Origin of the sequence: Streptomyces sp. ADMS (assembly GCF_033441795.1) — a bacterium.
Classification (GTDB): Bacteria; Actinomycetota; Actinomycetes; order Streptomycetales; family Streptomycetaceae; genus Streptomyces.
The window spans coordinates 93,716-114,884 of sequence record NZ_JAVFVX010000006.1 but is presented as its reverse complement, the minus strand read 5'-3'; the positions used below and the strand labels follow the sequence as shown (position 1 = coordinate 114,884).

At 73.1% G+C, this 21,169-nt stretch carries 11 protein-coding genes and 1 pseudogene; 5 read left to right on the top strand and 7 right to left on the bottom strand.

The genetic code is table 11. From position 1 onward, the window contains the following. The 4 genes and pseudogenes from RB628_RS04565 to RB628_RS04550 form a co-directional block, all read right to left on the bottom strand. Window positions 1-257 (bottom strand): annotated as a pseudogene (locus tag RB628_RS04565) (hypothetical protein); the annotation flags it as partial. A 67-nt stretch (window positions 258-324) separates the two neighbouring features. Then, window positions 325-1,620 (bottom strand): HAMP domain-containing sensor histidine kinase, encoded by a 1,296-nt coding sequence (locus RB628_RS04560; protein WP_318318951.1) that lies wholly within the window; start codon window positions 1,618-1,620, stop codon window positions 325-327. Beyond that, entirely contained in the window at window positions 1,617-2,366 is a 750-nt protein-coding gene (locus RB628_RS04555) for a hypothetical protein (protein WP_318318950.1), read from the bottom strand. Before RB628_RS04555 ends, RB628_RS04560 begins: the two co-directional genes overlap by 4 nt. Window positions 2,367-2,495: 129 nt before the next feature. Next, window positions 2,496-3,002 carry a dual specificity protein phosphatase family protein gene (locus RB628_RS04550; RefSeq protein WP_318318994.1) on the bottom strand — a complete coding sequence of 169 codons (507 nt, stop codon included), beginning with the start codon at window positions 3,000-3,002 and terminating at the stop codon, window positions 2,496-2,498. 124 nt (window positions 3,003-3,126) lie between these two features. Here RB628_RS04550 and RB628_RS04545 point away from each other — a divergent pair, with 124 nt between their 5' ends. Then, window positions 3,127-3,930: a nuclease-related domain-containing protein gene (locus RB628_RS04545; RefSeq protein WP_318318949.1), complete on the top strand. Its 804-nt coding sequence runs from the start codon at window positions 3,127-3,129 to the stop codon at window positions 3,928-3,930. Window positions 3,931-3,961: 31 nt separating this feature from the next. Here the strand turns inward: RB628_RS04545 and ligD are convergent, their stop codons facing one another. Beyond that, window positions 3,962-4,825 (bottom strand): non-homologous end-joining DNA ligase, encoded by an 864-nt coding sequence (gene ligD / locus RB628_RS04540; protein WP_318318948.1) that lies wholly within the window; start codon window positions 4,823-4,825, stop codon window positions 3,962-3,964. 55 nt (window positions 4,826-4,880) lie between these two features. Here ligD and RB628_RS04535 point away from each other — a divergent pair, with 55 nt between their 5' ends. Beyond that, window positions 4,881-5,963: a Ku protein gene (locus RB628_RS04535; protein ID WP_318318947.1), complete on the top strand. Its 1,083-nt coding sequence runs from the start codon at window positions 4,881-4,883 to the stop codon at window positions 5,961-5,963. Window positions 5,964-6,109: 146 nt separating this feature from the next. Here RB628_RS04535 and RB628_RS04530 read toward each other — a convergent pair whose 3' ends face one another. Together RB628_RS04530 and RB628_RS04525 are read right to left on the bottom strand one after the other, a co-directional pair. After that, window positions 6,110-7,408, bottom strand: a complete 1,299-nt coding sequence (locus tag RB628_RS04530) for a beta-ketoacyl-[acyl-carrier-protein] synthase family protein (RefSeq protein ID WP_318318946.1) — start codon at window positions 7,406-7,408, stop codon at window positions 6,110-6,112. Between the two features lie 139 nt (window positions 7,409-7,547). Beyond that, the gene (locus tag RB628_RS04525) at window positions 7,548-7,859 is read right to left on the bottom strand and encodes a hypothetical protein (protein ID WP_318318945.1); all 312 of its coding nucleotides are present in this window, start codon (window positions 7,857-7,859) and stop codon (window positions 7,548-7,550) included. A 347-nt stretch (window positions 7,860-8,206) separates the two neighbouring features. On the opposite strand from RB628_RS04525, the gene RB628_RS04520 reads away from it, so the two are divergent. From RB628_RS04520 to RB628_RS04510, 3 genes are all read left to right on the top strand, one after another. Next, window positions 8,207-15,196: an SDR family NAD(P)-dependent oxidoreductase gene (locus RB628_RS04520; protein ID WP_318318944.1), complete on the top strand. Its 6,990-nt coding sequence runs from the start codon at window positions 8,207-8,209 to the stop codon at window positions 15,194-15,196. Between the two features lie 65 nt (window positions 15,197-15,261). Next, complete coding sequence (locus RB628_RS04515) at window positions 15,262-20,847, top strand: polyketide synthase (RefSeq protein ID WP_318318993.1); 5,586 nt, start codon at window positions 15,262-15,264, stop codon at window positions 20,845-20,847. Then, window positions 20,844-21,167 (top strand): acyl carrier protein, encoded by a 324-nt coding sequence (locus RB628_RS04510; protein WP_318318943.1) that lies wholly within the window; start codon window positions 20,844-20,846, stop codon window positions 21,165-21,167. Before RB628_RS04515 ends, RB628_RS04510 begins: the two co-directional genes overlap by 4 nt. Window positions 21,168-21,169 lie beyond the last annotated feature (2 nt).

Here is a 21,169-nt window from a genome sequence, read left to right as displayed (position 1 = left end):
CCGTTCTGATGGCCCCCGTCGTTGTTGTCGTTGTTCCCCTGGTTCCAGTTGCCGCTGCTCTGATGGCCCCCGTCGTTGTTGTCGTTGTCGTTCTGGTTGTTCTGGTTGTTCTGCTGCTGGGTCCAGCTGTGGCCGCTGTTCTGCTGGCCCCCGTCGTCGTCGGCGGGACTCGCGAGTGCCGGGGTGACTGCGCCGACGGAGAGTGCGGTGGCGGCGGCGGTTATGACGAGGCGGGTCAGGGTGGTCCGCGGTGACATGTGGGCTCCTTTGTCCGGACAGAGCTGACTGATCGCCACATTAGGAGCGAATCATGTAAGGCGCCCGTCATGCTGGGCCGTTGGTGGCGAGCCCCCTTGATTCCGCCAGTGCGAGCGTCGCCAGGGCGCCGCCGCCCTCGCTCTCCGGCACGTTGGCGAAGGTCAGCCGGGCGCCCAGTACCTCCGCCTGGCCCAGCGCGATCGTCAGCCCGAGCCCGTGTCCGGTCGCCCCGCCCTCCGTACGGAACCGCTGCGGCCCGTGCTCCACCAGGTACTCCGGATAGCCGTCACCGTGGTCCCGCACGGTCACCACCGGACCGTCGACGGTCAGCGTCACGGGCGTACGGCCGTGCCGGTGGGCGTTGGCGACCAGGTTCCCGAGCACCCGTTCGAGCCGACGCCGGTCGGTGTCCACGCGGGCGTCACGGACGACGACGATCGCCGTGTCGGCCCCGGCGGTTCCCGACGCACGTACGATCCGTACGACCCGCTCGGCGAGGGCGCCGAGTGCCTCGGTGTCGACCTCCAGCCGCTCCTTGCCCGTGTCCAGCCGGGAGATCTCCAGCAGGTCCTCGGTGAGCGTGCGCAGCGCGGCGACCCGGTCTCTGACCAGCTCGGTCGGCCGCCCGGGCGGCAGCAGTTCGGCTGCCGCGTGCAGTCCGGTGAGCGGGGTGCGCAGTTCGTGGGCCACATCGGCGGTGAAGCGCTGCTCGCTGAGCAGTTTCCGCTGCAGCGAGGCGGCCATCGTGTCGAGGGCGGCGGCGACGGCGGCGACCTCGTCCGGCGGGCGGCTCGGGTCCTGCGTACGGGCGTCGCCGACGCGAGCGTCCAGGTCGCCGGCGCTGATCCGGCGGGCCACCTGGGCGGTCGCGTGCAGCCGGCGGGTCACCCGGGTCACCGCGAACGCGCCGACCAGCAGCGTCGCGCCGATGGCGAGGCCCGACGACCACAGGATGGCCCGGTCGAGGCCGTCGATCGTGCGGGCGCTCTGCGAGTAGTCGAGCGCCACGGCGAGGGCGTGCCCGCCGTCCGCCGGTCCGGCCGCCCACATCGTCGGCACCCCGTCGTGGTCGGTGACCATCGTGCCGCGGTCCCCGGCCCGCGCGAGCGCCCGCAGCGACTCGGGGAGACCCTCGGGATCGATACCGGTGTGGGGCCGCAGGGCGTCCCCCGCCTCGTACGCGGCCGTGGCCTCCACGAGCCCGGACAGGGCGCGGTCGCGGGCCTGGTCGACGGTCTGGTGGGTCACAGAGACATGCACGAGGACGCCGAGCAGTGCGGCGAGGGCGCAGCACATCACGGTGATGAACAGCGCGGCCTTGACGGCGAGGGTCCCTGCCCACCCGGGCAGCGCGACCCTCATCGGGCGCTCGCGGAGGAGGAGGCCGCAGGGGAGGAGGCGGCGGGGGAGGAGAGGGCGCGCTCGGGCTTGCCGGTACGGAGGAACTCGTCCCGGGTCAGCAGCATCGCCTTCTGGTCGGCGTCCCAGGTCCACTGGGCGCGGTACTCGTACCCCGGGATCTGCGACGGCGAGCGGATGATCACGGCCCGGCCGGCCAGCTCCACGGCGGTCACGGCGTCGTCGTTCGCCATGATCTGAACCAGCCTGTGCCGCTGGAAGGTGTACACGCGTACGGCCGTCTCGTTGCCCGGCAGCAGCCGGAAACCGAGGGTCATGTCGTCGCGGCCGTCGCCGGTGAGGTCGCGGTAGTAGGCCTTGAGGACGGGACAGGCGCCGGTACCGGCGCCGCCGTTCCGGCCGCAGGCCGCCATCCCGGTGGCCGTCCCGGTGTAGGGGGAGTTGTCAGCGGTGTACATGTCGGCGTGGGCGGCGATCTCCGCCCGTACGACGGCCACCGGGTCGACCTTGTGGATGTCGTCGCCGGGAACGGTGACGCCCTTCACGGTCTCGGTCTCGGCCTCGCCGTAGTCCCAGGCGGGGCTGGAGGCGGCGGGCAGGTCGGGCCAGAGCCGGGCGGGGCTGACTGCGGTGGCGGTCGGCCCGGCGCCGCGCAGCTCACCGGCGTCGCCGCAGGCGGAGGCGGCGGTGAGGAGGGCGAGCACGGTGAGGGCGGCGCGGGAGACGTGTGAGGCGCGGCTGGGGTTCACTGCACTCCTGCGTCCGGGCCGGGGCGGGTGGGGAGGGCGATGGTCGATCAGTCGCCTCGTGGACCACACCTTATTCGGAGAGATGTCGCATTTCCGGCCGGGTTGCTCCGCCCGCACCGGCGGTTCCGCCTACTCCGCCAGCTCCTCCAGCAGCCGGGCCGTGGGCAGACCCGTGCGCAGGTACTCCACGAACAACTGGTTGTGCAGGGCCCAGGGGGAGCGACGGGACCTGATGAGACGGATCGCCTCGTCGGTGCTGTGCCCGTCGTGGACGAGGGCGTGCGCGACGACCAGCCCCGAGCGGTTGTACCCGCTGTAGCAGCGCACGAGCACCTTGCGCCCGTCCTCCAGCGCGCTGCACACGGCCTCGGCGAGCCGGATCACACCGGCGAGCTGTGTCCCGTCGAGAGGGCCGTCCGGGATGGACCACACATGATGCTCGACGCCGGGATCGGGCCCGTACCCGGGCAGCTTGAGCAGGGTCATGACCAGGTCGAACTCATCGTGCACGACGGCGAATCCAAGCTCTCCCGGGCGCCTGGTGAACTCGTGTCCGCCCATCCAGAGCCCGGGCACGATCTCGCTCCACGGCTCGCCCGGAGCCGGTACGTCGGGCTGCTTCCCGCGGGTCCGCAACTGCGCCGCCTCCCCCACTCGGGCACCCGACTCCGGCCCCGACTCCCTACAAAGGTAGCCGGGTTCTTGCCCCCGCAGCACCCCGCCTGTTCCCATGGTCAGGCGGGGATTGGGGTGATGGTGGATGAGCGGACTGCGCGTCGTACCGGCCTGGCGCCAAGGCCACGACCGGCTGTACGTGTGCCTGACGGACGGGCGCAACATCGCCTGGTACGACCGTGAGTCGTCCCGGGTCAACCTGCTCAGCGAGGACTTCAGAGGGGACGTACTGGAGGCCCTGGGCCCGTTCCTGACGGGCCCGGTGACGGTGGGCCCGCCCCCGGTCCCGACCCCCGCGGAAATGGCCCGTCTCTCCCTCCACCCCGACGACGACCTGGCCCCCAACCGCCCCGGCGAGGCCCTCCAGATCGCCCTGGACCGCGATCCGGGCCCACCCCACCGTCTGCGCGCCGACCCCCGGCGGCGGGCGCTGTCGGCGGAACAGACGGTGGGTGAGGCGCTGGAGGAGCTGGAGGGCGCGGGCTGGCACACTCTGCACTCGATTCCGTTACCGGGGGGCGACCGGGTCCATCACCTGGTGATCGGCCCGGGCGGGCTGTTCGCGGTGCACACCCTGTACGCCCGTAAACAGCGGGTTCTGGTGGCCGACCCGATGGTGTCCCTGGGCCGCCGGGACCCCCGGCCACTGCTGCGCCGGGTGCGCGCGAACGCCGACCGGGCCTCGTACGCCCTGACGGCCGAGGTCCACCCGCTCCTGGCCCTGGCAGGTCCGGCCGACCTGAGGGTGACGGTTCCGCTGAGGGAGGTCAGGGTTCTCCAGGACACGGATCTGTCGGGGCTGGCGCGACTGGGGGGCGTACTGAAGCCGGCGGACGTGGAGGCGCTGCATGCGGTGGCCCGGGATCGGGGGACCTGGGGGCGGGTCTGAGGGTGACGCCGAGCTGACCTCTCCGTGCCGGTCAATTCCCCAGCAGGGGTGCCAGCAGATCACCGTACCTCTGGAGCCGGCGACCGATGTCCGGTGCCCTGAACGTGAGTTGGGCCGGGTTCGTGCAGTCGGCCACCTCCTCCCACGTCACCGGTGCCGACACCGTCGGCTCGTCGCGGGCCCTCAGGGTGTACGGCGTCGCCGTGGTCTTCCGGGCCGCGTTCTGGCTGTAGTCGACGAAGACCTTTCCCGGGCGCAGGCTGCGCTTCATGCGGTGGACGACCAGGTGGGGGAGGGCGCGTTCCGCCTCGACCGCCAGTTCCTTCGCGTATGCCGTGATCTCGCCCGAGGGGGTGCGGGCCGCCGGGGTTGCCAGGAGGTGCAGGCCCTTCGAGCCGGACGTCTTCGCGTACGTCTCCACCCCGTCCGCCGCCAGCCGCTCCCGTAGCCACAGTGCCACCTCGCAGCACTCGACGACCGTCGCCGGGGGGCCCGGGTCGAGGTCGAGGACCAGACGGTCCGCCTGGCCCGGGGCGTCGATCAGCCACTGCGGGGTGTGGAACTCCGTCACCAGGTTCGCCGCCCACATCAGCGATGCCAGGTCCTGGATCAGGACCATGCGTGCCGGGCCCTCCGAGCGCGGAACGTGCGCCGTCCTCACCCAGTCGGGCGTACCAGGTGGCACGTTCTTGGCGAAGAAGACCTGGCCGTCGGGGCCGTCCGGGTAGCGGAGGAAGGAGACCGGGCGGTCGTGGAGGTGGGGGAGCAGTGCGTCAGCCGCGGTCGCGTAGTAGTGCAGCAACTCGCCCTTGGTGAAGCCGGTCGCCGGGTGGATCACCTTCTCCAGGTTGGAGAGGGCCACCCTCCGCCCCTCCACCTCCGTGATCGGCGTCATACGATGAGAATCCCATGAAAATGGGGCAAAGCGACTCCGGAGGAAGGTTCCCCTCGTGAGATCCATATGGAACGGCGCCATCTCCTTCGGGCTGGTCAGCATCCCGATCAAGCTCGTGAACGCCACCGAGAGCCACTCGATCTCCTTCCGGCAGATCCACGTCGAGGACGGCGGGCGCATCCGGTATCGCAAGGTGTGCGAACTGGAGGACCGAGAGGTCCGGGGGGACGAGATCGGCAAGGCCTACGAGGGCGCCGACGGGGCGATGATCCCGATCACGGACGAGGATCTGGGGTCGCTGCCCCTGCCCACCGCCAAGACGATCGAGATCGTCGCCTTCGTGCCCGGCGACCGTATCGATCCGCTGCAGATGGACACGGCCTACTACCTTTCCGCGAACGGCGTCCCGGCCGCCAAGCCCTACACCCTGCTGCGCGAGGCGCTGAAGCGCAGCAAGAAGGTCGCCATCGCCAAGTTCGCGCTCCGGGGGCGGGAGCGGCTCGGCATGCTGCGCGTCGTCGATGACGTCATCGCCATGCACGGGCTGCTCTGGCCCGACGAGATCCGGGCAACGGACGGTGTCGCGCCGGATGCGGGCGTCACCGTGCGGGACCAGGAACTCGATCTCGCCGACGCCCTCATGGACACCCTCGGCGAGGTCGACCTCGCCGACCTCCACGACGACTACCGGGAAGCCGTCGAGGAACTCATCGCCGCGAAGGCCTCCGGCGAGGAGGCACCGCACGCCCCGGCTCCGAGCGGTGGCGGCAAGGTGCTCGATCTGATGGCCGCCCTGGAGAAGAGCGTCCGGGAGGCCAAGGAGTCGCGGGGCGAGGAGGTCTCGCAGTCCGGGGGAGCCGGGGGAGTCGCCGGGGAGGGGGAGGTCAAGCCCATGCGGGGGCGTCGTACCGCTTCGGCTTCGAAGGCGGCCCCCAGGGAGACCTCCCGGGCCGCGTCCAAGACGGCGTCCAAGAGCACACCCAAGGGTGAGGTCGGGAAGAAGTCGACCTCCACGGCGAAGAAGACTGCCGCCAAGAAGACCGCCGCCGCCAAGAAGTCGGCCGGCGCCGCCAAGAAGAGCACGGCCAAGACCACCACCGCGGCCAAGAAGACCGCCGCCCGCAAGCGTTCGGCCTGACCTTTCTCCGTGCCGGGCCCCGTCGCGGGATTCCCGTCGTCCGCCCGACGGGCGGGTCTCGCGGCGTCATGAGAGTCCCCCGCGAGAGGTTGTTCGAGCGTACGTGCCGGACGCCGCGAGGCAGGCGGGATTCTGGCCACAGGGTTTCAGGGCCCCTGCCCCGCGCGCCGCAACGCCAGTACCGCGTTGTGCCCGCCGAACCCGAACGAGTTGCTGAGGGCCAGATCGCCATGGCCGGGCAACGGGCGCGGGCCGCCCCTCACCACGTCCAGGCCGATCGCCTCGTCGTGGTCTGTCTGCGCGCAGCCGATCGTCGGCGGGATCGTGCCGTGGTGCAGGGTCAGGGCCGTGGCCACCGCCTCCACCCCGCCCGCGGCACCCTGAAGGTGGCCGAGGTGGCCCTTCAGGGCCGTGACGGGGACCGGGGTGGCGCCCAGTACCGCCCGCAGCGCGTTCGCCTCCGCCAGGTCGCCGTCGACCGTGGCCGTGGCGTGGGCGTTGACGTGGACCACGTCGGCCGGGCGGCCACCGGCGTCCCGCAGCGCGCGGTGGAGGGCCAGCGCCACTCCGGTGCCCGACGGATCCGGCGCCGCGATGTGGTGGGCGTCGGCCGACAGGCCCCAGCCGGCAGCCTCGCAGTAGACGCGGGCGCCCCTCGTCCGTGCGTGCTCCTCGGACTCCAGGAGCAGGAAACCGGCGCCCTCGCCGTTGACGAAACCGTCCCGGTCCCTGGCGAAGGGGCGGGACGGCAACTCCCCGGCGGGATGTGTCGACAGGGCGCGCATCGCGGCGAACGACGCCATGATCGCCGGGGTGACGACAGCCTCGGCGCCTCCAGCCAGGGCGACGTCGACATGGCCGTACCGTATGCGGTCGATCGCCTGGCCGATCGCCTCCGTGCCCGACGCGCAGGCGCTGGTCACCGTGCGGGCCTCGCCCGTGATGCGCAGGGCCAGGGAGATCTGGGACGCCGCCTGGGACGGCACCGTCATGGGGGTGGTGAGCGGCGACACCGCCCGGGCGCCCCTCTCGCGCAGTCTGCGGTCGCCGCCGACGAGGACCGACGCGTCGCCCAGGATCGTGCCCACCGACACCCCCACCCGGTCGGGCGACAGGCCGCTCGCCTCCGTCCCCGAACCGTCGAAGCCCGCGTCCCGCCATGCCTCCAGTGCCGCCAGTACGCCGAACTGCGCGGCCCGGTTCATCCGGCGGGCCTGGGGACGGGGAAGCAGGCCGGCCGGGTCCACGGGGACCGTGGCCGCTGTGCGCACCGGCAGGCCGGTGAACTCCTCGCCGGTCAACTCCCTTATCCCGCACCGGCCTTCGAGGAGGCCTCGCCAGAGTTCGGGGACTCCGACGCCGAGCGGGGTGACGGCGCCGAGGCCGGTGACGACGACCCGGCGGGGGGCGGTGGGGTGCTGGGGGGCGTCCGGCTCGGAGCACATGGTGGGGCTGCCTCCCGGAGTGCGGCGCGGGACGGTCGGCGCACCGCGACTCTGCCCATGTCAGGGGCAGTTCATGCCGGAAGTCGTTCACGCTTCAAGCGTGAACGGGCGTTCACTGCTTGCTTGTGGGCGACGCCGCTCAGTCGCGCGGCCACGGCCGCCCGTCCAGCCGTTCCACGTCACGATTGAGGCGGCTCAGGTGGACGGCGAAGTCCGCGACCTCCTCGGCCGTCCAGTCGACCATCACCTTGGACAGGCCCTCCAGGCTCCCCGCGCGGTCGGCGGCCGGGCCGGCGGAGACCGCCCCGGTCGCCGAAGCGGCCTCGGAGGCCGCCGCTCCCGAGGTGTCCGAGGCCAGGGCCTGACGGGCCCCCAGCCCTCGTAACGGGCCGATCTCCCCGCTTTCGCCGGGAGATTGGCCCGTTCTGTCGTGTCGTGCCTCTTGTTTCAAGAAGGGGACGTGGAATTTACAAGGTTTCCTTCGTCTGCTGGTCGTGTTTCCGAGGCGTGATGCGGAAGTGAATTCCACCGGGTGTCTGACGACTTCCTGACGTCAGGAAGCGTGTCATCGGGTCTGCGGTGACGTCGCAACTGATTGGAATTGGACGGTTTTTCGGGACTTGGGTGCCCGACCGGTACTGGCCGAATGGAATCGGCCGCACGCGGAATGTTCCACGCCATGTTGACTCGTGAGTAATGACGGCGCTAGCTTCCCGGTGGTTTCCCAGTGAGGTGAAGGCCTTCCGCGCCACTCAACCCCCCCCCACCGTGCAATTTCACCGAATATTTCGGAGAATCATGACGTCTGTCGTGCGCGCTGTTGACATGATCATTGGGGTCACTCCTTTCGGAGAGCCCGACGCCCGGCTCGCCGCCGCTGTCAGCCGGGCCGGTGGCCTGGGAGTACTCGACCTGGGCCTCGGCGACCGCAGCGCCAGAGACGCGCTGGCGCGAATACGCCGCCTCGCCGCCCCCGGCTTCCGCTACGGCGTACGGATCGGCCCCCACTGCCGACTCGTTCCGGCCGACCTCGCCGGCGACGGCGGCCCCGACACCGTGGTCCTCGCCCCCGATGTCTCCGACGCGTTCCCGCCGGTCGCCGAGGTGGCCGCCCGGCACCGCGTCCTCGTCGAGGTCACCGACCTGGACGAAGCCCTCGCGGCCGTCGGCGCCGGTGCGCACGGGCTGATCGCCCGGGGCAGCGACGGCGGCGGCCGGATCGGCGGGCTCAGCACCTTCGTCCTGCTGCAACGGCTCCTCGCCGACCCCGGCATCGACCTCCCTGTCTGGGCCCGCGGCGGCATCGGCCCCCGTACGGCGGCTGCCGCCGTCGCCGGGGGAGCGGCGGGCGTCGTGCTCGACAGCCAACTCGCGCTGCTCGCCGAGTCCTCGCTGCCCGAGGCGACGGCAGCGGCGCTCCGCTCGATGGACGGCTCGGAGACCGTCGTCGTGGCCGGTCACCGCGTACTGCACCGGCGCGGCCCCGATGCCCCGCCCGTCCCGGCGGGCGACCCGGCGGCACTCGCGGCGCTGCTCGGCGCCCAGGACCCGCGCACCCAACTCCTGCCCGTCGGTCAGGACGGCTTCCTCGCCGCCCGCTTCGCCGACCGCTGGGGCGACACCGGACGCACGGTCCGTGCCCTCACCGAAGCGGTGCGGGATGCCGTACGGGGCGACGAGCCCGTACGCGCGTTGCGCTCCGGTTCCCCGATGAGCCGATCCCTCGGCACCCAACTCCCCGTCGCCCAGGGGCCGATGACCCGCGTCAGTGACCAGGCGCGGTTCGCCGCGGCCGTCGCCGGGGGCGGCGCGCTGCCGTTCGTCGCGCTGGCCCTCGCCAGTGGCGAGCAGACCCGGACCATGCTGGCCCAGACCCGGGAAGCCGTTGGAGGCGACCGGCCCTGGGGTGTCGGCGTGCTCGGGTTCGCGCCCGAGGAGCTGCGAAACGCCCAGCTCGAAGCCGTACGGGAGCTGCGGCCCACGCACGCTGTCATCGCGGGCGGCCGGCCCGCTCAGGCCGAGGCGCTGGAACGGGCCGGGATCAGCACCTTTCTGCACGTGCCCTCGCCGGGGCTGCTGAAGCAGTTCCTGGAAGCCGGGGCACGCCGGTTCGTGTTCGAGGGGTCCGAGTGTGGCGGGCACGTCGGGCCGCGCGGCAGTTTTCCGCTCTGGGAGGCTCAACTCGCAGTCCTCGACGACTACTTGGACGGCGCCGGGGAGGGGGATGCCGAGCGGATCGAGGTGTTCTTCGCAGGCGGTGTCCACGACGAACGGTCGGCCGCGATGGTCGCCGCCCTCGCCGCTCCGCTGACCTCGCGCGGTGCGTCCGTCGGCGTGCTCATGGGCACCGCCTATCTGTTCACCGAGGAGGCCGTGGCCTGCGGAGCGGTCCAGCCGCTCTTCCAGCGGCAGGTCGTCGACGCGACCAGTACCGCGCTGCTGGAGACGGCACCCGGTCATGCCACCCGGTGCGTGCCCAGCCCGTTCAGCGACAACTACCGCGCGTTCGAGGCGGAGTTGCGGGCGAGCGGGGTACCCGAGCGGCAGATCTGGGAGCGGCTGGAACGGCTCAACGTCGGGCGGCTGCGTATCGCCAGCAAGGGCATCGAGAGGGACGCCGACGGTGAGCTGGCTGCCGTGGACGAGCAACGGCAGCTCTCCGAGGGCATGTTCATGGCCGGGGAAGTGGCCGTGCTGCGCTCGGCCACCACGACCATCGACGCGCTGCACCACTCCGTGGCCGACGGCGCCGCCGACTTCCTCACCGGCCGGGCGGCGGAACTGCGCGAACGGCTCGGGGTGCGGGCGGCGGAGGAGGACACCGGGGCTCCCGCGCCTCTCGATGTCGCCGTCGTGGGCATGGCCTGCATGTTCCCGGACGCACCCGACCTCGCCGCCTTCTGGGCGAACGTCCTCGGCGGTCACGACGCGGTGGGGGAGGTGCCGGCCGACCGCTGGGACCCGGCCGTGCACTATTCGGCAGAGGACGGGGACGGTGGCGTCACCCCGTCCAAGTGGGGCGGCTTCCTGCCCCGCATCCCCTTCGACCCGCTGTCGTACGGCATTCCGCCCACCTCGCTCGGCAGCATCGAGCCCGTCCAGCTGCTGGCGCTGGAAGCCGCCCGGCGGGCCCTGACGCACGCCGGATACGGAGAGCGGGGGCGGGAGTTCGACCGCTCGCGCACCTCGGTGGTGTTCGGCGCGGAGGCGGGCAGCGACCTGTCCAACGCGGGCACGCTCAGGGCCGTACTGCCCTCGTACTACGGCAGGGTGCCGGACGGACTCGCGGACCAGCTGCCCAGGCTCACCGAGGACTCCTTCCCCGGCATGCTCGCCAACGTCATCTCCGGCCGCATCGCCAACCGGCTCGACCTCGGCGGCACCAACTTCACGGTCGACGCCGCCTGTGCCTCGTCCCTGGCCGCCGTCGACGTGGCCTGCAAGGAGCTGGTGGGCGGGACCAGTGACGTCGTGCTGTGCGGCGGCGCCGATCTGCACAACGGCATCAACGACTACGTGCTCTTCTCCTCCGTGCACGCGCTGTCCCCGACCGGGCGCTCGCGCGCCTTCGACGGTTCGGCGGACGGGATCGCGCTGGGGGAGGGCGTCGCGTGTGTCGTGCTGAAGCGGCTGGCGGACGCGGAGCGCGACGGCGACCGGATCTACGGGGTCATCAAGGGAGTCGGCAGTTCCAGCGACGGGCGCTCGCTCGGACTGACGGCTCCCCGGCCCGAGGGGCAGCGGGCCGCGCTGCAACGGGCGTACCGCAACGCCGGGGTGTCGCCCGCCGAGGTCGGGCTCGTGGAGGCGCACGGCACCGGGACCGTGGTCGGCGACCGTACCGAACTCACCATCCTCAGCGAAGTGTTCAGTAAGGCCGGAGCCAAGTCGGGCGCCGTCGCCCTCGGTTCGGTCAAGTCGCAGATCGGGCACACCAAGTGCGCGGCCGGACTGGCCGGCCTCATCAAGACCGTGCTCGCCCTGCACACCGGCGTCAAACCGCCCACCCTGCACATCGACAGGCCCAACTCCGCCTGGGAGGAGGGCAGCAGCCCGTTCGTGTTCCACCGCCGGGCGCGGCCCTGGGCGGCTCCGGCGCGCGAACGCGTCGCTGGGGTCAGCGCGTTCGGCTTCGGCGGCACCAACTTCCATGTGGTCCTGGAGGCCCACGCCGACTCCGCCCCGCCCGTGCACGCGCTGGACGCCTGGCCGGCCGAGCTGTTCACCTTCCGGGCGGCCGATCCGGCGGGAGCCCGGCGGGCCGTCGAGGACGTGCTGAAAGCGGCGGAGGACGGGCAGTCCTCCTGGCGGCTGCGCGATCTCGCACTCGCCGCCTCGCGCCGCTCCGACGCCCGGCACGAGCCCGTGCAGGTGGCGGTCGTGGCGACGGACAGCGCCGGGCTGGTCGGCCAGTTGCGACGGGCGCTCGCGGGGGAGCACGACCCGCGCGCCGGCGTCCACCTCGCACAGGACCCGCAGGAGGCCCCGGGCCGGGTCGCCTTCCTCTTCCCCGGACAAGGCAGCCAGCGGACCGGGATGCTCGCCGAGGTGTTCGTCGCCCTGCCCGAACTCCAGTACTACCTGGAACTCGGCCGTGACCACGCCGACCTCCTCTACCCGCCCACCGCCTTCGACGACACCACCCGCGACCACCAGCACACAGCCCTCACCGACACCCGCGTCGCCCAGCCTGCCCTCGGTATCGCCGGCCTCGCCGCGCACGCCCTCCTCACCACGGCGGGCGTGCGCCCGGATATGGCCGCGGGGCACAGCTACGGCGAACTCGTCGCCCTCAGCGCGGCCGGCGTCCTCGACCCGGAGACCCTCCTCACGCTCAGCGCGGAGCGCGCGACCGCGATCCTCTCGGCCGCAGCCGAGGCAAGCGGTGACGACCCGGGCACCATGGCGGCGGTGTCGGCGGGCGCCGACGACGTCCTCGCCGCCCTGCGGACCGCCGACGCACCCGCCTCGGTCGTCGTCGCCAACCACAACTCTCCCCGGCAGACGGTGATTTCGGGACCGACGGAAGCGGTCGAGGAGGCCGTACGGCTGCTGCGCGCCGCCGGGCTCGGCGCGAAGCGCATCCCCGTCGCCTGCGCCTTCCACAGCCCGCTGGTCGCCGGGGCCGGGCAAAGGTTCGCGGCGGCGCTGGCCCAACAGCCGGTGCACGAACCCGAGTTCACGGTGTGGTCGAACCGTACGGCCGCCCCGTACGGCACCGGCGCCGACGCTGTGCGTGCCGAACTCGCCGCCCAGATCGGCGCCCCGGTCGGGTTCGTCGCCCAGATCGAGGCCATGTACGAGGCGGGCGCCCGGCTCTTCGTCGAGGCCGGGCCCGGTTCCGTACTGACCCGGCTGGTCGGCCAGATCCTCGGCGACCGCCCGCACCGCACCGTCGCCTGCGAGCCGCGTCCCGACAGCGGACTGCGCGGCTGGCTGGACGCGCTGGCCCAGCTGGCCGTCGCGGGGCTGCCGGTGCGCACCGGATGGCTGTTCCACGGGCGCGACGCCGTCGACGCGACCCGGACCAAGGCGCCCAAGCGGCCCGGCTGGACGGTGGACGGCCACCTGGTCCGGACCGCAGCGGGCGAACTCCTCCCCGGCGCCCTCGCACCGGCCAGACGCGTAGTGGAGACGACAGTGACCGCGAATCACCAGGACGGTGTCCAGGGGGCCGGTGGCGGGGACGCGCTGATCTCCGAGTTCCTGCGCACCAGCCGGGAGATGGTCGCCGCCCAACGGGACGTACTCCTCACGTACTTCGGAGCGGCGCCGGGGCAGTGGACACCCGGGCCGACGGCGGCGGAGCCCGTGCCGATGGCCCAGGTACAGCGGGCGATGCCGGCACCCGCGCCCTCGTATCCGCCCGCGCTCTACGCCGTGCCCGCCCCCCCTGCCGCCGTGGGGTTCACGGAGGCGGATGTGCTGGCGGTGGTGCTGGAGATCATCAGTGAGCGCACGGGGTATCCCGTGGACATGATCGAGCCGGATCTCGATCTGGAGGCCGATCTCAGTATCGACTCCATCAAGCGGGCCGAGATCGCCGGTGAGCTGGCGCAGCGGCTGGGGGTCGGGGGCGGTGGCGCGGACATCAGCTCGCTGGACGACGCCGAGCTGGAGGAGCTGGCCAAGGCCCGTACGGCGGCCTCGGTCACCGGATGGCTGGCGGCGCGGCTCGCCGGGCCGGCCGAAGCCGAGGAGCCGTTGGCCCCACCGCAGCCTCTCCGACCGGAGGCGGCCGACGTGTCCCGGGAGGTCACCGGTGAGGCGCCGAAGCGGTTCCGGTTGCGGCCGGTGCTGCTGGAGCAGCAGGACGGGTCCGGGAGCGAGACCGACGCAGGGGCTGTCGACCCCGCCGCCGTACTGGCCGGAAAGCGGTTCGCGCTCCTCGGCGACGACGACGGAGGTGCCGTGGCCCGTGAGGTCGTGGCGCGGCTCGCCGGACATGGGGCCGACGCGCTGGTCCTCGGCCCCGATCACCTGCTGACCGGGGCGGACGGACCGGTCGACGGGGTGCTGTTCCTCGATCCGCTGGCCTCGTCCAGGCCGCCGGTGCTGCCCGACGCGTTCCCCGTGCTCAAGACGGCCCTGGGGCTCGCCCCGCGCTGGCTGTTCGCCGTACGGGCGGCCGCGGAAGGCATTTTGGACGGGACCGGGCTGAGGTCGGCCGGGCTGCACGGGCTCTTCCGCACGGTCGCCCGGGAGTACCCGGAGACGGACGCGCGGATCATCGACCTCGACGGCGGTGACACGGCGGCCCCGGCCGCTGTCGCCGACGCCCTGCTGGCCGAGTTGCTCGCCTCCGACCGGACCCCGGTCGTCCTGCGAACATCCTCCGGACGCCATGGACTTGAGCTGGTCGAGACCCCGCTGGGCACGCTCGGCACCACCGGCGCCGGACCCGCCGGGGACGGTGCCGCCGAGGCCGCCGCCCTCGGACTGGACCGCGACAGCGTGGTGCTGCTGGTCGGCGGAGCGCGGGGCATCACCGCGAAGTTCGCCGCCGCGCTGGCGTCCGCCTCCCGCTGCCGGATCGAACTGCTCGGCCGGACACCCGCACCGGAGGGCCCGGAGGACGCGGTCACGGCGGCGGCCCGCACGTCGGCCGAACTGCGCGCCGCCCTCGCCGCCCGGGGCGGACGGACTCCGGCGCAGATCAACCGCGAGGCCGAACTCCTGCTCGCCCAGCGGGAGATCACCGCCACCCTCGACGAACTCAAGGCCCTCGGCAGCCCGGCCCGCTACCACTCCGTCGACTTCCGGGAGCAGGACGCGGCGCTCCAGGCCGTCAAGGAGATCCACGCCGAACACGGCCGGCTCGACGGTGTCGTCTACGCGGCCGGGGTGATCGAGGACCGGCTCATCGCCGAGAAGACCGCCGAGTCGTTCCAGCGCGTGTACGGGACGAAGACCAGTGGCGCCGAAACCCTGCTCACGGCGCTGGAGCAGCTCCCCAACAGCCCCGCCTTCGCCGTTCTGTTCGGCAGTATCTCCGCCGTCCTCGGCAACCGGGGCCAGGTCGACTACGCCGCCGCCAACGACGCCCTCCAGGCCCTCGGCGCCGCCTGGGCGGCCCGTACCGGGCAGCGGGCCCTGACCGTGCACTGGGGGCCGTGGGCGCCCACCGGTGGCCACACCGGCATGGTGACCCCCGAACTCGGGCGCGAGTACGCCCGGCGCGGGGTCAGGCTCATCGACCCCGAGGAGGGCACGGCCGCGCTGCTCCGTGAACTGGCCTGGGGCGAGGCGTCGGCAGGCGGCGTCGTCTACACCTCGTCGGGCTGGTAACCGACATGACGGATCGTCATATACGGTCGGCGGACAATACATCGACGCCCGTGGCCATCGTGGGCATGTCGGTGCTGCTGCCCGGCGCCGCCGACCTCGACACCTACTGGCGGAACCTGCTCGCCGGCACGGACGCCATCACCGACGTACCGGACGGGCGTTGGGACGCGGACGCCTACTACCGGCCGGACTCCGCCGGTGGCCGTGCCGTCGCCGACCAGGTGTACTGCCGGCGCGGTGGGTTCGTGGACGGGCTGGCGGAGGTGGAGGTCACCCGGTTCGGGATCATGCCGAACTCCGTCTCCGGCACCGAGCCCGACCAGCTCATCGCGCTCAACGTGGCCGCAGCCGCCCTCGCCGACGCGGGCGGCGACGACCACCTTCCGGACCGGCACCGGATCGGTGTGGTCCTGGGCCGAGGGGGCTACCTCACCCCCGGCCTCGTCAGGCTCGACCAGCGGGTCCGTACCGCCGGTCAACTCGTCCGGACCCTGGGGGAGTTGCTGCCGGACCTGGCCCCCGCCCAACTCGACCGCATCCGTACGGCGTTCACGGACCGCCTCGGTCCCGACAGCCCCGAGTCGGCGATCGGGCTCGTGCCCAACCTCGCCGCCTCCCGGGTCGCCAACCGGCTCGACCTGCGCGGCCCCGCGTACACCGTGGACGCGGCCTGCGCCTCCTCACTGGTGGCCGTGGACCAGGCGGTGGGTGAACTGGCCTCCGGACGCTGCGACCTGATGCTGGCCGGCGGGGTCCACCACTGCCACGACATCACCCTGTGGAGTGTCTTCTCGCAGCTCCGAGCCCTCTCGCCCAGCCAGCGCATCCGCCCCTTCCACCGGGGCGCCGACGGCATCCTGATCGGTGAGGGCACCGGCGTGGTGGTCCTCAAGCGGCTCGCGGACGCCGAGCGCGACGGTGACCGGATCTACGCCGTCATCCGGGGCACCGGTGTGGCCAGCGACGGCCGCGCCGCCGGGCTCGTCAACCCCGATCCCGGCGGCCAGGCCCACGCCGTACGCCAGGCCTGGCGGGCCGCCGGGATCGACCCCGCCCAGCCTGGTTCGCTCGGCCTCCTGGAGGCCCATGGCACGGCGACACCCGCCGGTGACGCGGCCGAACTGGCCACCCTGGCCGAGGTGTTCGGGCGCGCGGAGACCGACGGCAGCGGTACGGCGGTGATCGGCTCCGTGAAGTCGATGATCGGCCACACGATGCCGGCCGCCGGAGTGGCGGGCCTGGTCAAGGCCGCCCTCGCCGTCCACCACGGCATGCTCCTGCCCACCCTCCATTGCGACGACCCCAACCCGGCCCTCGCGGCCACCCGTTTCCGCCCGCTGGACAAGGCGGCGCCCTGGGAGACGACGGCCGAGCAGCCGGTGCGCCGGGCGGCGGTCAACGCGTTCGGGTTCGGCGGGATCAACGCGCACGTGGTGCTGGAGGAGGCACCGGGGGTGCGTACGAGGAAGACGGCATCCCCTGTGCCGTCGGCGACCGTCGTCGAGCCCGAGCGCGTTCTGCTGCTCGCCGCCGACACCCCCGGGGGCCTCGCCGCCCTCCTGGACGCGGACGACCCGGCCGTACTCGCCGCCGGTCTCGACGCCACCCGTACGCATCCGCAGGCCGGGCCCACCCGCCTCGGCATCGTCGACCCGACCGCGAAGCGCCTGACGCTGGCCCGCCGGACGGTCGCCAAGGGGCGGGCGTGGCACGGCCGTAGTGATGTGTGGTTCCGTCCGGAGCCGCTACGGGCGCACGTGGAGGGAGAGTTGGGAGGTCTCGCCTTCGTCTTCCCCGGCCTGGAAGGCGACTTCGACCCCCGCGTCGACGACATCGCCGCCCACTTCGGTCTGGCCGGCGTCCTGCCGCTTGGTGAACGGGCCGAGGTCGGGGACGTGGGCAGGCACGGGTTCGGGGTCGTCGGAGTCGGGCTGCTGCTCGACCGGGCGCTGCGCCGCACGGGCGTTGTCCCGGACGCGGTGGCCGGGCACAGTGTCGGCGAGTGGACCGCGATGGCGGCGGCCGGGCTGTACGACCGCGACGAGGTCGGCGCCTTCATGGCGGCCTTCGACCCCGACACGGTGACCGTGCCGGGGCTGGCGTTCGGGGCGCTCGGCGCGCCCGCGGAACGGGTGCTCACGGCACTCGCCGAGGAGGGCTGGGCGGACGCCGGAATCGTGCTCTCGCACGACAACGCGCCCGGCCAGTCGATGGTGTGCGGCCCGGATACGGCGGTCGCGGAGTTCGTACGGGTGTTCCGTGCCCGGGGCGTCCTCAGCCAGGTGCTGCCCTTCCGGTCGGGCTTCCACACACCGATGCTGGCGCCCTATCTGGCCCCCATCGAGGAGGCCGCGAGCCGCTTCCGGCTCCGGCCGCCGACGGTTCCGGTCTGGTCGGGGACGACTGCGGCGCCCTTCCCGGCGGGCGAATCGGCGGTGCGTGAACTGTTCGTACGTCATCTGCTGGAACCGGTGCGCTTCCGGCAGCTGATCGAGGCGATGTACACGGCCGGACACCGGACCTTCGTCCAGGCCGGCACCGGCCAGCTCGGCTCCCTCATCGGCGACACGCTGTCGGGTCGCGATCATCTGGTCGTCGCCGCCAACTCCCCGCACCGTGACGGTCTGGCGCAACTCCGTCGCGTGGCAACGGCGTTGTGGGTGACGGGGCGGCCGACGGCACCGGCGCTGCCGCGCGCCGCGACCGGCGGTGCGACCGGCGGTGCGACGAGTGCCGGCCACCTGGCCACTCGCGCCGCGAGTCGCTCCGCCCTCCGTGTCGCCGGTCCCTCCGACCGCCCCACGGAACCGGCCTGCACCGGAAGCCCCGTGCGGGGGGACCGCCCGCCCGTCCGCCTTGACCTGGGCGGCGCCCTGGTCTCCCTCGACGAACAGACGCTTGAGCGACTGCGGGCGGAACTGGGCGCCGCACGCCTTCCGGCCGCCAATCCGGCTCTGGCCCCCGGTGCGGGGGCGGGCGTTGTGCGGCCTCCGGCCGTCAATCCGGCTCTGGCTCCGGACGCGGGGCCGGGCGCCGCCGAGCCGCGGGCCGACGCCGGGTCTACGGCCGTTGCCCCGCCCGTGGCGATCCCCCCGGTGCCGGTCCTGGAGACGACACAACGAGTGCGTGCCGCCGGAGCGTTGGGTGCCTCGGAGCCGACGGCTGCTGCCGGGCTGCCGGTCGGCGCCGCCAAACTGACGTCGTCGCTGGACGCGCTCGCGGGCCGCTTCCCGGCTGCCGCCGAACTTGGCGCGCTGCTACGGGAGACGGCGGACACCGCAGCCGAGCTGATCGGCGCGGGCCACCGCCGTCCCGGTTCCGCCGCGGCCTACGCCGACGGCTCCACCTGGGGCCAGGACGGGCTTCCTGGGATTGCCGGGCCCACCCGGGTCGCCGGACCCGCCGGGCCTGCCGGTTCCGCCGGGCTTGGCGGGGGTGCCGGGCCTGCCGGTTCCGCCGGACCCGCTGGGCTTGCCGGGGGTGCCGGTTCCGCCGGGCCTGCCGGACTCGCCGGACCCGCTGGGCTTGGCGGGGGTGCCGGGCCTGCCGGGGTCGCCGGACCCTCCGGGCCTGCCGGGCCTGCTGGGGTCGCCGGACTCGCCGGACTCGCCGGGCCCGCTGGGCTTGCCGGAGGTGCCGGGGGTGCCGGGCCTGCCGGACTCGCCGGTTCCGCTGGGCTTGGCGGGGGTGCCGGGCCTGCCGGATTTGCTGGGTCCGCCGGGCCTGCCGGGCCTGCCGGGCCCCCCGGGGTCGCCGGGCCCCCCGGGGTCGCCGGGCCCTCCGGGGTCGCCGGACTCGCCGGGCCCGCCGGCGTTGCAGGTCTGGGAGTCCCCGCAGGTACCGCGCTCACGGGGGCCTTCCGGCCGGTTTCCGCCCTGCCCCCCGGGCTGTCCGCGCCGCCTCCCCCCACCCCGGCCATCGCACCCCACTCCACCCCGGGCCTCTCCACGCCCGCGCCCCTGTCGCCGAACCCGCGCCTCAGGTCCGCCACCCCCGCCGGACGACCGTTCCCGCCCACCGAGGCCGCCCAGCCTCCCTGGCGCACCACGGTCCATGTGTCCCCGGACGCCATGCCCTACCTCCTCGACCACTGCTTCTTCCCGCAGCGCCCCGGCTGGCCCGACGTGGCCGACCGGTGGCCGGTGGTCCCGGCGACGACGATCGTGCAGCACATGATGGAAGCGGCCCGGCGAGCGGCGGAGGAGACGCGACCAGGAACCCGCGCTGTCGCCGCAGCCGTCCACAACGCCCGTTTCGAGCAGTGGCTCACGGCCACCCCACCCCTCGACGTGGACGTATCCGTCACCCCCGTCCCAGCGGCCCCCACCCACCGTGCCGTCTCCTTCGGCCCCCGGGCCCGGGCCACCGTCGAACTCGCCCCCGCTCACCCGCACCCGGCAACCCACCCCGCCCCCTGGCCCGTCGCCTCCAGCACCGAACGTGCCCCCGACCACACCGCCGCCCAGCTCTACGCCGAGCGCTGGATGTTCCACGGCCCGGCGTTCCAGGGGGTCACCGAGCTCACCGCGATGGGCGAGGCGCACGTACGGGGAGTCATCACGACCCCGCCCGCGCCCGGCTCGCTCCTCGACAACGTCGGGCAGATCCTCGGGTACTGGATCATGGCGACGCGCACCGAGCGGACGGTCGTGTTCCCGGTCGGGATGCGGGAGATGCGGTTCTACGGGCCCCACCCCGAACCCGGCACCGACGTCGACTGCTTCGTACGGATCACCTCGCTCACCGACACCCTCCTCGAAGCCGACGTACAACTCACCGTCGACGGCCGGGTCTGGGCCGTGCTCACCGGCTGGCAGGACCGGCGTTTCGACAACGACCCGCAGACCAGGCCCGTCGAACGCTTCCCCGAGCGCAACACGCTCTCCGAGGCCCGCCCGGGCGGCTGGGTGCTCCTCCACGAACGCTGGCCCGACCTCGCCTCCCGCGACCTGATCATGCGTAACTCCCTTGGCGGGGAGGAGCGTTCGCAGTACGAGCGGCACGCGCCCCGCGGTCGCAGGCAGTGGCTGCTCGGCCGGATCGCGGCCAAGGACGCGGTACGGCGGTGGCTCTGGGACCGGGAGGGCGAGGGGGACGTGTTCCCGGCGGAGATCCGGGTGCACAACGAAGAGACCGGGCGGCCGTACGTCACCGGGCTGCACGGCCGGACCCTGCCCCCGCTGGACATCTCGCTCGCCCACCGGGCCGAGGCGGGCGTGGCGATCGTACGGCCGCACCGGCCCGGTTCCGCCCCCGGCACAGGGCCTGGTATCGACATCGAGGAGGTCGTCGAGCGGGACCCCTCGACCCTGGCCACCGCCCTCGGCCCGGGCGAACTCGCCCTCCTGCGTGCCCGGTCCGCCGCCTCCGGCGAGTCCGAGGCGCTCTGGTTCACCCGCTTCTGGGCCGCCAAGGAAGCGGTCGCCAAGGCGGAGGGCACCGGATTCGGCGGCCGGCCGAGGGACTTCGCGGTACGGGAGGTACTGGCCGTCGACAGACTGCTGCTCTCCGGACGGCTCGCCCCCGCCTACACCGTGCACTGCGAGCCCACCGGAAATCCCCCCGGATTGCCGGACAGGGAGTACGTCGTGGCCTGGACGATTGGCCCGGTCGAAGAAGCCGTAGCAGAAGAAGGAGAGTTGGAGCGATGAGTAGCCTCAACGGGCACACGGGCGGAACCGCTGGTGAGGAGGCGGTGCTCGCCGACATCGCGGGCATGCTCGCGACCCTCCTCGACGAGTACGGCCTCGACGACGTCGAGATCCGTATGGACACCACCTTCAACCGCGATCTGGAGCTGGAGAGCATCGACCTGGTGACCCTGGCCGGGCTGTTGGAGGAGAAGTACGGCAGCCGGGTCAACTTCGCCGAGTTCCTGGCCGGGATGGACTTCGACGAGATCATCGAACTCACCGTCGGGCGGCTCGTCGAGCATGTCGTCGCCAGTCTCAAAGCGGCCGAGGCGGGCTGACC

Coding starts and splice junctions, on each gene's coding strand:
- ligD (WP_318318948.1), bottom strand. CDS start 4,825: ATGACGCCGATCACGGAGGTGGAGGGGCGGAGGGTGGCCCTCTCCAAC.
- RB628_RS04510 (WP_318318943.1), top strand. CDS start 20,844: ATGAGTAGCCTCAACGGGCACACGGGCGGAACCGCTGGTGAGGAGGCG.
- RB628_RS04515 (WP_318318993.1), top strand. CDS start 15,262: ATGTCGGTGCTGCTGCCCGGCGCCGCCGACCTCGACACCTACTGGCGG.
- RB628_RS04520 (WP_318318944.1), top strand. CDS start 8,207: ATGACGTCTGTCGTGCGCGCTGTTGACATGATCATTGGGGTCACTCCT.
- RB628_RS04545 (WP_318318949.1), top strand. CDS start 3,127: ATGAGCGGACTGCGCGTCGTACCGGCCTGGCGCCAAGGCCACGACCGG.
- RB628_RS04530 (WP_318318946.1), bottom strand. CDS start 7,408: ATGTGCTCCGAGCCGGACGCCCCCCAGCACCCCACCGCCCCCCGCCGG.
- RB628_RS04560 (WP_318318951.1), bottom strand. CDS start 1,620: ATGAGGGTCGCGCTGCCCGGGTGGGCAGGGACCCTCGCCGTCAAGGCC.